12 protein-coding genes are annotated in these 14,845 nt (G+C 47.8%); 3 read left to right on the forward strand and 9 right to left on the reverse strand.

The window, feature by feature from the left end; translation table 11 throughout:
* Nucleotides 1-72 precede the first annotated feature (72 nt).
* Nucleotides 73-573, reverse strand: coding sequence for a hypothetical protein (locus tag ACFQ45_RS03370; RefSeq protein WP_377365334.1), 501 nt, complete (start codon nt 571-573; stop codon nt 73-75).
* 298 nt (nt 574-871) lie between these two features.
* Here ACFQ45_RS03370 and ACFQ45_RS03375 point away from each other — a divergent pair, with 298 nt between their 5' ends.
* Nucleotides 872-1,285 (forward strand): GFA family protein, encoded by a 414-nt coding sequence (locus ACFQ45_RS03375; RefSeq protein ID WP_377365336.1) that lies wholly within the window; start codon nt 872-874, stop codon nt 1,283-1,285.
* Between the two features lie 23 nt (nt 1,286-1,308).
* Here the strand turns inward: ACFQ45_RS03375 and ACFQ45_RS03380 are convergent, their stop codons facing one another.
* The 4 genes from ACFQ45_RS03380 to ACFQ45_RS03395 form a co-directional block, all read right to left on the reverse strand.
* On the reverse strand, nt 1,309-2,058 hold the full coding sequence (locus tag ACFQ45_RS03380; RefSeq protein WP_377365338.1) for a siderophore-interacting protein: 750 nt from the start codon (nt 2,056-2,058) through the stop codon (nt 1,309-1,311).
* 163 nt (nt 2,059-2,221) lie between these two features.
* Complete coding sequence (locus tag ACFQ45_RS03385; protein WP_377365339.1) at nt 2,222-3,700, reverse strand: diguanylate cyclase domain-containing protein; 1,479 nt, start codon at nt 3,698-3,700, stop codon at nt 2,222-2,224.
* A gap of 162 nt (nt 3,701-3,862) precedes the next feature.
* Nucleotides 3,863-5,668 (reverse strand): sodium-extruding oxaloacetate decarboxylase subunit alpha, encoded by a 1,806-nt coding sequence (oadA, locus tag ACFQ45_RS03390; RefSeq protein ID WP_377365341.1) that lies wholly within the window; start codon nt 5,666-5,668, stop codon nt 3,863-3,865.
* Nucleotides 5,669-5,694: 26 nt separating this feature from the next.
* Nucleotides 5,695-7,110 (reverse strand): acetyl-CoA carboxylase biotin carboxylase subunit, encoded by a 1,416-nt coding sequence (locus ACFQ45_RS03395; protein ID WP_377365343.1) that lies wholly within the window; start codon nt 7,108-7,110, stop codon nt 5,695-5,697.
* Between the two features lie 140 nt (nt 7,111-7,250).
* Between ACFQ45_RS03395 and ACFQ45_RS03400 the strand changes: the two genes are divergently transcribed.
* Nucleotides 7,251-8,195 carry a LysR family transcriptional regulator gene (locus ACFQ45_RS03400; protein WP_377365345.1) on the forward strand — a complete coding sequence of 315 codons (945 nt, stop codon included), beginning with the start codon at nt 7,251-7,253 and terminating at the stop codon, nt 8,193-8,195.
* Here ACFQ45_RS03400 and ACFQ45_RS03405 read toward each other — a convergent pair.
* Nucleotides 8,141-9,649: a glycosyl hydrolase family 79 N-terminal domain-containing protein gene (locus tag ACFQ45_RS03405; RefSeq protein ID WP_377365347.1), complete on the reverse strand. Its 1,509-nt coding sequence runs from the start codon at nt 9,647-9,649 to the stop codon at nt 8,141-8,143. The two genes, ACFQ45_RS03400 and ACFQ45_RS03405, sit on opposite strands and share 55 nt — an antisense overlap.
* Before the next feature lie 246 nt (nt 9,650-9,895).
* On the opposite strand from ACFQ45_RS03405, the gene ACFQ45_RS03410 reads away from it, so the two are divergent.
* Nucleotides 9,896-11,194 (forward strand): DUF3422 family protein, encoded by a 1,299-nt coding sequence (locus ACFQ45_RS03410; protein ID WP_377365349.1) that lies wholly within the window; start codon nt 9,896-9,898, stop codon nt 11,192-11,194.
* A 53-nt stretch (nt 11,195-11,247) separates the two neighbouring features.
* Here the strand turns inward: ACFQ45_RS03410 and ACFQ45_RS03415 are convergent, their stop codons facing one another.
* From ACFQ45_RS03415 to ACFQ45_RS03425, 3 genes are all read right to left on the reverse strand, one after another.
* A complete protein-coding gene (locus tag ACFQ45_RS03415; RefSeq protein ID WP_377365351.1) occupies nt 11,248-12,108 on the reverse strand; it encodes an NAD(P)-dependent oxidoreductase in 861 nt (286 codons plus the stop codon).
* Between the two features lie 163 nt (nt 12,109-12,271).
* Complete coding sequence (gene glpD, locus ACFQ45_RS03420) at nt 12,272-13,798, reverse strand: glycerol-3-phosphate dehydrogenase (protein ID WP_377365353.1); 1,527 nt, start codon at nt 13,796-13,798, stop codon at nt 12,272-12,274.
* Nucleotides 13,799-13,965: 167 nt separating this feature from the next.
* The gene (locus ACFQ45_RS03425; RefSeq protein ID WP_377365355.1) at nt 13,966-14,733 is read right to left on the reverse strand and encodes a DeoR/GlpR family transcriptional regulator; all 768 of its coding nucleotides are present in this window, start codon (nt 14,731-14,733) and stop codon (nt 13,966-13,968) included.
* Nucleotides 14,734-14,845 lie beyond the last annotated feature (112 nt).

Here is a 14,845-nt window from a genome sequence, read left to right on the forward strand (position 1 = left end):
AAGTTCTAACGGGTGTAAACAAAAAAGGGGGCGTTCATCGCCCCCTTTTTATATTCGTCTTTGGCATGTGCATTAAGTGATGTGGTAAAGCATGCGTAATTCATTGCGTTTTTCATCTCGTTCTTGTTTCAAAGTAGCTAACATTTTCTCTGCAATGCTACGTGCTGTGGTGGTATCAAGCTCAGTGCCACCAGACAGTTTGACTTGCTTTAGGTCATTTTCATACTGATCTAACACTTGATCGACACTTTCTTGGTAGTTCTCTTCTAGCTCATCCAAGGCTTCATAATAGGCGGTAAAGGCTTGGGTGATGCTTTGTTTGTAAGCGTAGTTGTGAACATTGCTAATGGACAGTGCGAGCTGCTGTTTTTCAGGGTAAATAACACTGGTAGGGTAAGCATTATCTGTTTTTACGGTACGGTGTTCCGACTCATAGACTTTTACTTCAAAGTCATTCAAATCTGTCTTGTCTGAACCTGATAGGTCTTTAGCGTTAGCAGCAGGCTGTAACAGCGTCAGAAATAATAGGGACGACAAGGAACCAAATCGTTTTTTGCGTATGAGTATTTTCACGGTAGCGCTCCCGCACTTTAATCTGTCAGAAGGTGTCAGAATATTCAGAGGTTTGTAGCTACGCAATAGGCCTTCTCTAACTTGCATATTGTTAAGTCTAAAAATAATGTGTAGTCCTTTTAGTTAAATAGGTATGGGTGTTCAGCCCATTTTCAGATCCACAATCAAACAACTTCTTTACAAACGAAAAGTCACTATAAAATAAAAAATTCGCCGAATTGTAATGCTCCTATTTCTCAAGATTATGTGTTTTATGGTAGCTTTGGTTTCTTATCCCAGCCTTAATGGAAGTCAAAGAATGGCCAATTACCCGATATCTGGAGCATGTCAGTGCGGCAAGGTAACGTATGAGTTACTTGCGCCACCTAAGCTTGTGGTGGCTTGCCACTGTAAAGAGTGTCAGAAGTTGTCTACCAGTGCTTTTAGTATTACGGCAATGGTGGATCTAGCAGATTTAAAGATCTCGGGAGATCTTAGTGAGTGGAGCCGCATGGCAGACAGCGGTAATAGGTCTGCGGCGAAGTTTTGCTCCACATGTGGTAATAGAATTTACCACTTTGACCCAGCAAATCCGACAGCCATCAAGCTAAAGCCTTCGAATTTGACAGATACAAGCATAATTCAGCCAGTCGCTCACATCTGGGTCAGTGAAAAGCAAGAGTGGTATCAGATCCCGGAAGGCGTTAAAACTTTTGATAAGCAGCCTTCCTAAGATGTTCCTCTTCATGGATGCTATCAGGCTTCGATAGCATCCAAGTCATTGCGCTTTTCAACTTTGTGTTGGTCTTCGTTCAATCCCATTTTCCAATAGCTGGAAACATAGAAATCGGCTTTAGAGACGTCTCCACGATCTTTAAAATAAGCTCGAATATTGCGCATTGAGCTGAATTCACAAGCGGCCCACAAAGATAAACTGCCGTCTAACCAGTCTAGAGACTTAATGTTGTCCAATAGGGCGTTGCTGTCCTGTCCTGGACGATCGTTGATCAGCCATTTAATTTGGATGCCTTCTGGCTTATTCAGTGGTTGAATATCCGATTCAGTTTGAACTTCTAAAAGCGCATAGCCTTTTGCGTCAGTTGGTAACTGCTCTAAATTCACGCTGATGGCGGGTAGAGAGGTCATGTCGCCCACAAACAACATCCAATCAGTATTCTCGGAGGCGAGTTTTTTAGGGCCAGGGCCGCCAATCAAAATTTCATCCCCTGGTTGAGCGTTCAATGCCCATTTACAGGCGATGCCTTGATGTTCGCCTTCACCATGAATAGCAAAGTCGATGTCCATTTCATCTTCTCGCTGTTTGCGAATGGTGTAGGTTCGCATCAGTCGACCATGTTCGGATGGAAAAATAAGCTTTATGTAGCCGCTTTCTTGATCCTTAGGGAAGTTCTTCATAGCCTCGCCACCAACGGTGACACGAAGCATATTAGGTGTGACATATTCGCTACGCACAACGGTAAATAATTTAGGTTCTGGTTTAGCCATAGTGGTTCTTAGCTCTTTTTTATTTGAGAATGATTATTAATTTATATTGATCTGCTGACTAACACAATCGTTCAGCGAGGTATTTGGTTGACTTACGCAACTATTTCACATTTATAGGGTCACTGTTTTCATCGCAGATATTGCTAGAAGATGAGCTCTCCTATCAAGTTGCATTATGGTCAAGGGTGAGGTCAGTGGTATGGATGCGTATTGGTTCGCTGCTTTGTTTCGCCATGTACATGGCGTGATCGGCGGTGTTTATCAGCTCTATTAGATTTGACTGGTTATTGTTAAAGATCACAAGTCCAATGCTGGCACTAATGTTTACCTGGTTTTCTAAGTTTTTATAAGGGGCGCTTAGGGCCTCTATAATGGACGAAGCTAATTTCTCCGCTTGGGTATGAGTTTCTAGATTGGTGGCAAGGAGGGTGAACTCATCACCCCCACGGCGAGCCACACAGGCATCTTGCTCACAAAACCCCTGTAAACGAGTTCCTACTTCTTTTAGAACCTGGTCGCCTTTATTGTGGCCAAATAAATCGTTTACCTGTTTAAAACCATCTAAATCAATAAACATAAGGCAGTGATTATGGGCTGAAGATAAAGCAGGGGTGACCTCTTTGAGATGTTGTTCAAAAGCCGCTCTGTTGAGTAGTTTGGTTAATGGGTCTGTGAATGCCAAGGTGGCAAGTTGTTCCTGCTTCTCACAGTCTTTACTTACGTCTTCAATGCGCCATACGGTAATAGCTTGTTCCCCATCGGTGGCGCAAGATTGCTCAACCTTTAGACGGGCTCGATTAAAGGCTATGTCTGACAATGTCCAAAAGCCCGAGTTGTTCTCATCGGGAGTAATGAGATCTTGTATGCGGTGTTGTTTAAGTTCTGTGTGCGAAATCCCCAGTAGCTCTATAAATCGTGGGTTTTCGTTCAATAAATATCCTTCACTGTCTGTGAAGACCATGGCAGAGGGCATGTCATTAAGTAAGGCGTCAATGAGAGAGTGTTCACTTTCTAACTCTTTCACTCGGCGACGATAGAATACCGAGGCGGCGATAAAATTTAATATGGCCAGTGCTAATGCCACGGCTTGATAAACTCTAATTTGGTAAGTTTCAGAACGGGCCTGGCTCTCAATGGCAAACGCAAGATCATTCATATTATTTAACAGAGTTAGATTATGCTCCTGCAGTTGCTGATTTAGCCTAATAAACAATTCCGGAGTGGGTGTTTTGGTGTATTGGTAAATAGACTCCCTAAGGGGTGACCATATAGTCCAACTGGTTTCTATAATGTTGGAGTAGGGGCGAGGGCTAAAGCTCTTAATGGTAACCAAGGAATTGTCAGTGTTAACTGTGGTGCCGCCCTGACGAAAAGCATTCAGAGTGCGATCAAATAGGGTGGTGGTTTGTGCTAGTAAGGCAAGCCGTTCGGATGACGCAGCACCAGGTGGCGTGGATAAAAACTCTTTTACAATTTTTTGCGTCAGCATACGCTGACGGCCTGCTAAGTTAAGCTCGACAGCATGGTTTTGGATTTTTTCTGTAATCCAAACGTTTAATCCCAGTGCAAGCCCATCAAAGATAAAGAAAAGAACAATGGCATAGGCGATGAATGAGCTGGCTTTATTGCGTCGCCAAAACATGCAGTACTCCTTGTGGTATTTATGTGCGACTTGTTCCTGTTGATCAGTTTCAAATGTCTAGTGAAACTGTAGTCGCTTTTTCATGTTTTTATAAGCAAGATCCTAGCCAAACGGACAAAAAAAAGGGAAGCAAAGCTTCCCTGAACGAACAACACACTAAAGTTAGTGTGGAATAATTTCGATGAGGGTTTCCCCAGGGGTTACCCGGTCGCCTTTCGTCACATTGACGGCGGCAACCTTGCCCGCGATAGGGGCTTGAATTTCAGTTTCCATTTTCATGGCTTCGGTAATCAGTACCGCTTGCCCAGCAGTGACGTCGTCGCCAACTTGCACTAAAACATCCACAATATTGCCCGGCATGCCCGTTGTGATGTCACCTGGGCCTGAAGCTTTTGTGCGTTTGCTGGCTGAGCTGGCATTACCTTCGTACTCGTTAAGGGATTCAAACAGCACTTCTTCTGGCATGCCGTCCAGTGTGAGGTAGACATGGCGTTTGCCACTGGAGTCACCACCAACGCCTGTGATCTCAACTTGGTAAGTCTCACCGTGCACATCGATCTTGAACTCCGTGGAGATGCCTGCTGAGCCTTTGGCATTAGGGGCGACCGGTGGTGACAGGGGTTCTGGTACTAGGGTGCCCGCGGCACGCTGTTCAAGGAACTGCTTACCAATGTCTTGGAACATGGCATAGGTCAAAACGTCTTCTTCAGACTGAGCTAGGTCGCCAATTTCTGTGCGAAGACGGGCCATTTCTGCCCCCAATGCGTCCGCAGGGCGACCTTCGATCACGTCTTCTTTACCAATAGCTTTGGTGCGCACCTCTGGGTCCACTGGCGCTGGCGGGTGACCGTAGCCACCTTGTAGATAACGCTTCACCTCATTGGTGATGGTTTTGTAGCGTTCTCCAGCCAAGATATTCATTACCGCTTGCGTGCCTACGATTTGCGAAGTGGGCGTCACCAATGGCGGGTAACCTAGGTCTTTACGTACTCGAGGGATCTCAGCAAACACGTCGCGGATGCGATCCAGTGCTTGTTGTTCTTTAAGCTGGTTGGCAAGGTTCGACATCATGCCGCCCGGTACTTGGTTGATCTGTACCGAAATGTCTTCTTTGGTGAACTCGCTTTCAAACTGGTGGTATTTTTTACGTACTTCACGGAAATAGTCTGCAATCTCAGACAGCAGCTCCAGATCCAGTCCTGTGTCCCATCGGGTGCCTTTCAGTGCGGCCACTTGTGATTCCGTGGCTGGATGGCTAGTGCCAGAGGCAAAGGCGGAAATGGCTGTATCGATGTGCTCTGCCCCAGCTTCAATAGCTTTTAGTTGGCAAAGTGGTGCTAAGCCTGCTGTAGAGTGGCTATGGATAAACAGGGGGAGGTCGATCTCAGCTTTGATGGCTTTCACTAGGTCATAGGTATCGTATGGGGTTAGCAGACCTGCCATATCTTTGATGGCAATGGAATCTGCCCCCATGTCTTTCAAGGCCTTAGCCTGTTCCACAAACAGTGCCGGAGTGTGAACCGGGCTGGTGGTGTAGCAAATCGTGCCTTGGGCATGTTTGCCCGCTTTTTTCACCGCTTTGATGGCCGTTTCTAAGTTGCGTAGGTCATTCAATGCGTCGAATACTCGAAACACATCAATGCCGTTTTCTGCGGCTTTTGCCACAAAGGATTCCACTACATCGTCTGCGTAATGGCGGTAGCCAAGCAGGTTTTGTCCTCGCAGTAGCATTTGTAGACGGGTGTTTGGCAGTGCTTTACGAAGCTCCCGCAAGCGTTCCCAAGGGTCTTCTTTTAAGAAGCGAACGCAGGCGTCAAAGGTGGCGCCACCCCAGACTTCAAGAGACCAAAAACCCACTTGATCCAGCTTGTCACAGATAGGCAGCATGTCTTCGGTGCGCATGCGGGTAGCAATCAGAGATTGGTGAGCGTCTCGTAGGATAACGTCGGTAACTAGAACTTTACTCATGTTTGTTTTTCTCCTAATTCTTTTTCCTAAACACCCGCGTGAGCGACGATTGCGGCGGCAATGGCTAATGCAATTTCACTTGGTGCACGTTTGTCGGAGTAATTCAGTAGCTCTGGGTGATTAGGAACGAAGCTCGTATTAAAGCTGCCACTGCGGAATTCTTCGTTCTTTAGAATCTCTTGGTAATAGTTGGCGGTGGTTTTCACGCCCTGCACACGCATGTCCGCTAGGGCGCGAGCGCCACGGTCTAAAGCGTCTTCCCACGTAAGTGCCCAGACCACTAGTTTTAAACACATGGAGTCAAAATAGGGCGGGATGGTGTACCCCGTGTAGATGGCTGTGTCGGTGCGTACACCAGGGCCACCCGGAGCGTAGTAACGGGTAATGCGGCCAAAGCTTGGTAAGAAATTATTCTTAGGGTCTTCCGCGTTAATACGGAATTGCAGCGCAAAACCACGGAAGGAAATGTCTTCTTGGCGATAGCTCAACGGCAAGCCTGACGCCACACGGATTTGCTCACGGACGATGTCTACACCGGTGATTTGTTCGGTAATGGTGTGCTCAACCTGAACTCGGGTGTTCATCTCCATAAAGTAGATGTCATTGCCCGTGACAAGGAATTCTACGGTACCGGCATTTTCATAACCCACAGCTTTTGCTGCCTTAACGGCCAGTTCACCCACGTAGGAGCGTTGTTCCGGGGTTAATTGTGGGCTGGGGGCAATCTCGATCAGTTTCTGGTTTCGGCGTTGAATTGAACAATCCCGCTCATAGAGATGAATGGCTTCCCCTTGGCTGTCGGCCAAAATCTGCACTTCGATGTGTTTAGGGTCAAGGATGCACTTTTCTAAAAAGACTTCGGCAGAGCCAAATGCTTTAGTGGCCTCAGAGATAACACGAGGGTACTGATCACGAAGTTCTTTTTCGCTGTCACAACGGCGGATACCTCGGCCGCCACCGCCGGATGTCGCCTTCAACATCACAGGGTAGCCAATGGTATTGGCCAGCTTAATGGCTTCATCGATGTCAGTAAGATTGTTTTCTGAGCCGGGAGTAACAGGGACCCCAGCGGCGATCATGCTTTTTCGAGCTTGGGTTTTGTCACCCATTTTTGAGATCACATCCGCTTTAGGGCCGATAAAGGTGATGCCTCGCTCTTGGCAAATTTTTGCGAATTCCGCGTTCTCAGACAAAAAGCCATAGCCTGGGTGGATGGCATCACAACCGGTTTCAACCGCTAGGTTAACGATACGGCGAGCATCTAGGTAACCCGCTAGTGGGTCGTCTCCCATGCTGTAGGCTTCATCTGCACGTTTAACGTGTAGGGCATTTCGATCTGCTTCGGTGTGGATGGCAACCGAACGTATTCCCATTTCGGCGCAGGCCCGTACGATACGTACGGCAATTTCTCCACGGTTAGCAATTAGTATTTTTTTTAGCATGACGGTCTCCATGTGCTCATTCGAAGCATGGGAATTACAGTATTGGATCTAGAGTTAAATAAAAAATTGATATTTTTTTGGTAAACTATAAGCAATGGCTTATAGTTGTTTTAAAGTTCAAATAATTCAGTAGGTTAGTGATGGCTTATACATTAAATCAGTTGCTAAATAGGCTCACTTTTAGGCAGCTACAGGTGTTTCAAGTGGTGTTCCGCAAACTGAGTTACTCCAAAGCGGCAGAGCAGTTAGGGCTGACACAACCTGCGGTGAGTGCTCAGATGCGGCAGTTAGAAAGCGCTCTAGGTCAGCCCATGTTTGATTATGTGGGTAAGCAGCTTTACGTGACTCCTGCTGGAGAGCAGCTTGAGCAGGTGATTCGTGGCATATTCAGTGATCTGGAATCCCTGCAAATGAATCTTTACCAATTAGAGGGGCAGCTTCGTGGAGAGCTAAGAATCTGTGTGGTGAGTTCCGCGGAGATCATAGTGCCTTATCTGTTAAAAGGCTTTTTGGAGCGTTACCCCCAAGTGAACGCGCGTCTGACGGTGCTCAACCGAGCCAACGCCACAGAGCGCCTGCTGCAAAACCGAGATGACATGGTGATTATGGGAATCGTGCCAGACACCCGCTTACTGAGCCGTCAGCCCTTCTTTGACAACCCTTTGATACCCGTGGTGAAAGCTGGGCATCCTATTTTGCAGCGGGAGAATATCGACCAGCAGGCATTTTTTGACGCGGGAATATTGATGCGTGAGTTGGGGTCTGGCTCTCGGGCAGCCATTGAAGACTGGTGTAAGAGCCAGCGGGTGCAACTTAAGCCAGTAATGGAGCTTGGATCAAACGAAGCCACTAAGCATGCGGTTTTAGCGGGATTGGGGGTGGCGGTGTTGCCCTATGCCAACGTGCTCGCGGAGCTTCGTTTAGGGACTTTGGTATCTCCTAGTATCAAGGGATTTCCGCTTAAACGAAGTTGGTGTGCCGTGTACCCCAGTAGCAAGCAGCCTACACCAGTGATGCAGGCATTTTTAGATCACATTGGTGGTGAAGGGGCGTCCAGGCTGGAAGCGGAATTCGCATACTCCTGAGCGTCAGAAAAGACCCAAAAACTAATGCTGTAAGGGCTCACTAGGTCTAATTTGGAGAGTTTCGGAAAGTCCTTAAGAGATACCTTGCCCTTGCGGAATTTTGGCTCTACTCCATTAATTAGAAGTTTTTTGCTGGTGAGCTTTGCCCCTGTGACTTCAAAACGGCGCTTGGCCTTACCAACGTTTTGAAAGCGTACTCGCTGGGGTTGGTTGGTCATATTGATGATCAGTAAGGTGCGGCGATAGCGTTTATGCCCCCCATGACAATAGACGATTAGGTTTGGGTTCTGGCTCGACACCGAATACACGTCAGGCCCCATAAGTCTTTTCCATAGCCAACTGACCCAGAAATCTGGGTTGGGTTTTAAACTTTCCCGCTGTATCAAGCCATAATCCCCGCCGATTAACGACTGACGAATCATGACTTTTTGTCCAAGGCGTGCTCCACGACCTAATTGATCTGCCCACCAAAAACAGGAGGCAAATCGATCTGATAGTTTGGGCTGTCCCCCGCATTGGGCAGAGCCGGACTCGCCGGTCCATAATTCCGCTTGAGGCTGATAAGCCAGACGATATTGATTTAATCGGTTGGAATAGGTTTCAAAGTCCCTTAAAGAGTTAGGGTCTAAGAGTTTTTCTAAGCGGGCGGTGCGGGTTCGTATTGGAGACCGTTGACTTTGGAATGGGTAATAGTGCCAGTCCACTATGTCCAGTTGACCGGCTAGCTGCTCTAGAAACGTAGGGGTGATATTAGAGAAGGGTTTAATGGTTTCCCCTAATAGGGGCCAAAATGCGCTCCCAGGCCCCGCGATACGGCTGTTTGGGCTCATTAAACGTACTTGATTAATAAAGCGCTGATAATCCAATGCCAGTTGTTTAGCTTTAGGCTGGGCGCGCATACCATGAAAAGCCCAATAGGCATTTAGCTCATTCCCTAATTCACAGACGTCGATTTCCACGCCACGTTTAAGGGCGTGTTGATGAAGGGCTGCACTGTCTGCACCATTCCAATTACCATGTCGCGAACGATCAAATGCCCCGTATTTGAAGGTGAACATAAACTTCAGTTGGTGCTGTTTAATGAAGTCTAATAATCGATTCCAAATGGCTTCCGACAGTTCTGGCTCCTTGTCGTTGGGGGCATCCTGAGAACAAAAATAGTGAATGGTATCCGCTTCGCTTCCCCCCACTCTTAGGTAAGCGGGTTGTAAGTGGGACACAAATTGATTGAGCTTAGGATGTTGTAAATTGAGGGGGGGGACTCGATTTGTGCCAAGGCCACGCTTAGAGTCGTTACTGCCTTCCCACCACTGTCCGCCAATGATTAAAGAGATGTCGATGGAGAAAGATAAGTAGCGATCATCTACCCGGTGAATCGGGGCTTCTTGTTCCAATTGAATGGTATTAAGACTGGATGGGCGCAGTGCTGGTCGACGTCGGAATGGGTAAAACATCGAAATTACCTTTTCTAGCATGGACGACCAGTTTGCCAAGGGAATGTGACATCAAGGTGACGTGAGTGAATCTGTTAGCAAAACCTATATAGAGATTTCTCATGTAAAGATCGAAATAATTCGTGTGATTTAAAAGCGACTGAGGTTGCATTGAAATCCAATAAAGCCAATGATTTAGCTACCCCTTTAGCAAAATAAAAAAGCGAGTTGCCAGTGAATCCCGTCGTCAATCCTTATGGGTTAACCATGCATTCTCAGCGTGATGATTTATACGCTGAGTTGCATTCACGTCCTTTCCAAGTAATCGCCAGTCCTGCTCGGGTCAGCTACCTTGCGGTACTGATGAATGTTGAGCAGAAGCGCCGTGATTTTCAGCATTTTTCTGCCCTGTATGAGCGTTACGGGGTAGTACCTCCAGCCAAAGATTCAGTGTGTTTGGAAGTGGTGTTTGGTGATGTTCGTATTCGTCGTGAGTCCCACTTAGAGTTTATTTCCTACACCATCATTAACCAAGGTGCGCCATTTCTAGCGGATCCTTTTGCCAATAACGGTTTAAGCTGTTTGCCAAGGGATTGGATAGAAGGCATTGAAGGTACGGTTGTGTCAGCGTTTCATGTGGCTATTGAAGATGCCAAAGAACAGCCTGAGCCGGAACTTGCCCATGTGAAATCTTACTTTGAAGGGATGCGCTTGGTGGGCAGTCGGCCACAAAACGGCGACGCACAAGTATGGACCACTTTCCAAGTGCATAGCGATGGCTGTGGTCGTATTCTGGTGTACAACCGCAATATGAGTGACAGTCAGTTGGGCCGGATGGTGCAGCGTTTAATTGAGATCGAATCCTACCGACTGTTTGCTTTGTTAGGTTTGCCCACGGCGCGTTTGTATAACCAACGACTTGCCACCATGGACCAACGATTATCCGAGTTGACCGCACAATTAGCGGAGACGGAAGCGGAAGTGGACGAGCAGGCGGTCCTTACACAGATTATTGATATGGCGGCATGGGTAGAAGCAGCCCGAGCTAAAACCACCTTCCGCTTTAGTGCTACATCTGCCTACCATGATCTGGTGCTCATTCGCTTGAACGAATTGAAAGAAGACGAGGTGTCTGGACACTTAACCATTACTGAGTTTATGACTCGTCGTCTGACTCCGGCCATGCGTACCTGCAAGGCTACCAGTGACCATTTAGAAAACCTTTCGCGGCGTATTGACCGAGTATCGGACATGATGCGCACCCGAGTGGAAATGACCATTCAATCTCAAAACCAACACCTGTTAGCTTCTATGGATCGTCGCTCTAAGATTCAGCTGGCCATGCAGCATACGGTAGAAGGCCTGTCAGTGGCGGCCATTTCTTACTACAGTATTGGATTGATCAAATACCTAATCGAAGCCGCCTATGAGCACGGTGCGCCAATCGATAAGAGCCTGGCGGTAGGTGTGTCAGTGCCCTTGGTGATAGGTGGTGTCTGGTGGGCTACTCGGCGTATCCATAGGCGCTTTATTAAGCTTGCGAAAGAGCGGGGTGAGGACCTTTAAGGTTATTTAGAGTAGGCCAATGGCCGTCATGGACGGCCTATGGCTCTATTGGATTACTTCACCACTTTGTACACTGCTGCGATGTCTTGATCCGCACAGCCTTCTTTGCGGGCTTGCTTAAAAAGCTCGTTAGCGGCGGCTGCGGTAGGCAGAGGTTGGTCCAGTTTATCTCCCAAGGCAATGGCAAGGCGCATGTCTTTCTGCATGTGCTTTAGGGGAAAGCTGGTAGCGTAGTTGTCGTCTAATAGCATCTGGCCTTTGACTTTGAACATAGGGTTGGCCATAGCGCCGTTAGCGAGCACTTCCAGTAATTGATTGGCGTCGAGGCCGCTTTTTTGTGCCAAAGACATGCCCTCTGAGAAGGCGGTTAACATGCTGCCCATGACCATATTCACCACTAATTTCATGTTAGCGCCTTGGCCAATAGGACCAAGATAAGGGGCCATCTTACCCATCACTTCAAAGCAAGGCAGGGCGTCTTGATAAAGAGACTCGTCCCCAGCCGCGAGAATGATCAGGGTGCCATCAATGGCCGGTTGCTTGGTGCCAGACACTGGGGCTTCGAGAAAGCGTCCTCCAGCGGTTTGGATGGCCGCTTCAATGGCTTTTGAGGTGTCGTCATCGACCGTGGACATGTCCACATAGCCACGACCTTCGCCAATACCTTTCGTGACACCGTTTTCCCCCAACGCAATGGCCTTGGCCGCTTCTGGGTCAGACACCATAGCAAAGGTGATGTCACACTGAGCTGCCACGTCTTTTGGGCTCTTGCCTTGTTTGGCTCCTTGTTCAATGAGCTCAGCGCAGGCTTCTGGAGAGCGATTCCAGACGGTGACATCAAACCCTGCCTTAAGGAGGTTAAGTGCCATTGCTTTACCCATGATGCCTAAGCCTAGAAAGCCATAACTTGCCATAGTGTTTTCATCCCTTGTTAATCAGTTATTTCAGTTCATCACAGTGTAATGAGATTCTCTATGGGTTTCATCCATCCTAGGAAATGCTCATTATCACTTGGCGCTGCATAGCAGGCATTAAAAAGGCCACTTTGTAGTGGCCTCTTGTTGTGAGTGCGGTTTTCTAGGCAATGTCTACCAAGGCAGCATCTTCGGGGCTAATGGCAGCCTGTGATGCTAAATAGCGTTCTAGGGTTTGTACTTGGTTGTCATCAAACTCTAAGCCCAGTTTAGTGCGACGCCAGAGAATGTCTTGAGCCGTATGAGCCCATTCGTGTTCGATGAGGTAGTCCACTTCTTTTTGGTACAGGTCCGAGCCAAAGCAGGTGCCTAAGTCCTCTTCGCTGGTGGCGTCACCTAATAACACGTAGGACAGGGTGCCGTAACTGCCAGTAAAACGGCGGGCTAAGGATTCACTTAAGAACGGAAACTCTGCCATCAGCTTGCCGATCAGGACGCTGTAGTCGTTGCTCATGTCGCCACCAGGTAGCGGCTTTGCATGAGTCCACTCTTTGCCCATGGCTGGGAAGTATTCCTTCAGGTCATTCATGGCAGACAAGGCCAGTTGGCGGTAAGTGGTGATCTTGCCTCCAAAGATACTGAGCAATGGGGCTTTGCCGTTTTCATCTTCCACGTGCAAGGTGTAGTCGCGGGTAACCGCTGAGGCATTGGACGATTCGTCATTTAGCAATGGACGCACACCTGAATAGGTCCAAACTACGTCGCTGGGTTTAAGCTGAGCTTTGAAGTGCTGGTTCGCCACGTCCAGAATGTAATTGGTTTCTTCTTCGCTGATGGCCACATCCTTAGGGTCGCCCTTGTATTCTTGATCGGTGGTGCCGATTAGGGTGTATTTGTCACGGTAAGGAATGGCAAACACAATGCGCTTGTCAGCGTTTTGCATAATGAAAGAGTTAGACTGGGAATATAGCTTTGGCACAACAATGTGACTGCCCTTGATCATGCGAATGCCGTATGGCGCTTTGCGCTGTACTTTTTTCTCAATGAAGCTCGACACCCAAGGGCCAGCCGCATTGACAATGCCCTTGGCAGTGAATTGATGGCGCTCGCCGGTGACAGTGTCTTCAGTCTCGATCACCCATTGGCCATTTTCACGGTGGGCAGATTCACAACGCATGCGTGGCATGATGAGGGCGCCGCTTTCTTGGGCGCTTTGAGCATTTGCCACCACAAGGCGTGCGTCATCGACCCAGCAATCTGAGTATTCAAAGCCTTGGGTAATTTCGCTTTTTAGGGCACTACTGGCATCGTATTTTACCCCTTTAGAGCCCGGTAACAGCTCGCGCTTACCCAAATGGTCGTAGAGGAACAGTCCTAATCGAATCAGCCAAGCAGGGCGTAGGTGAGGGCGATGGGGCATTTGAAAACGCATAGGCGTCACTAAGTGAGGTGCAATTTTCAACAGCACTTCACGTTCGCTCAAGGCTTCTCGTACTAGGCGGAACTCGTAATGCTCCAAGTAGCGTAAACCCCCATGGATCAACTTACTGCTGGCAGAGGATGTGGCGCTGGCCAAATCGTTCATTTCACAGAGGGCAACAGATAAACCGCGTCCAGCCGCATCGGCTGCGATCCCTGTGCCATTGATGCCTCCCCCAATGACGAAGAGATCAAAATGCGTTTGTTTCATGGTTTACCTCTTTTGAAAACGAATATGGATGTTCAAAAACGAAAATATATGTTCGATATTAGACGTGAAATAGTCGTTTCGCAAGTTCAAATGATGAAATAAACGAGATGTCATATAACCGTCATTGGACGGTCATATGTATAGAGAGAAGAAACTGGATTTGGAAATCAGTGGTGGCAAAGTTCCAGCTTGACGGAATGCTCTTTCAGCAAGGCTTGGATGGTCTTAGGGGGGACGTCGTCCGTAAACAGACGATCAACCTGGGTGATGTTACCCAGTCTGACCATAGCGTTACGGCCAAATTTTGCATGGTCGGCGGCTAAAAAAACGTGTCGTGAATTGGCGATGATGCCTTGAGCCACGCGTACTTCTTGGTAATCGTAATCCAGCAGTGATCCATCTGTTTGATCGATGGCGCTGATACCGATGATGCCGTAGTCGACACGAAATTGATTAATAAAGTCTACGGTGGCTTCACCAATAATACCGCCGTCTCTAGAGCGTACGGACCCCCCTGCCACAATCACGTTAAAGTCTTCTTTTACCCGCAAGATCGACGCAACATTGATGTTATTGGTGATGATTTTTAATCCTTCATGTTGCAGCAGGGCACGGGCAACTTCTTCGGTTGTGGTACCGATATTGATAAATAGAGAAGCACCATTAGGAATCTCTTGGGCGATACGTTTAGCGATCTGCTTTTTGGCATCCAGTTGTAATGCTTGGCGAGTATTGTAATCCACATTGGTGGTCGAGGAGTCAATACTTGCGCCCCCATGGTGGCGGCGTAACTTGTTTTCATCTGCCAAAGCGTTGATGTCACGGCGAATCGTTTGCGGTGTGACTTTAAAGAGAGCGGCTAACTCCTCAATGGAGGCATAACCTGACTCACTCACCAGTTGAATGATTCGATCTTGACGTGTTTGTTGCCCCATAGGTGTATTAATCTCCTCGATAGTGACTTGCTAAACGCTGCGATTATCGCTTTAATAACTATATTCGATTTTGAACATTTATGTTCGAATAACAAAAATAACAAACACCCAT

The sequence above is a fragment of the Rhodanobacter aciditrophus genome, from assembly GCF_042679525.1.
Classification (GTDB): Bacteria; Pseudomonadota; Gammaproteobacteria; order Pseudomonadales; family Marinomonadaceae; genus Marinomonas; species Marinomonas aciditrophus.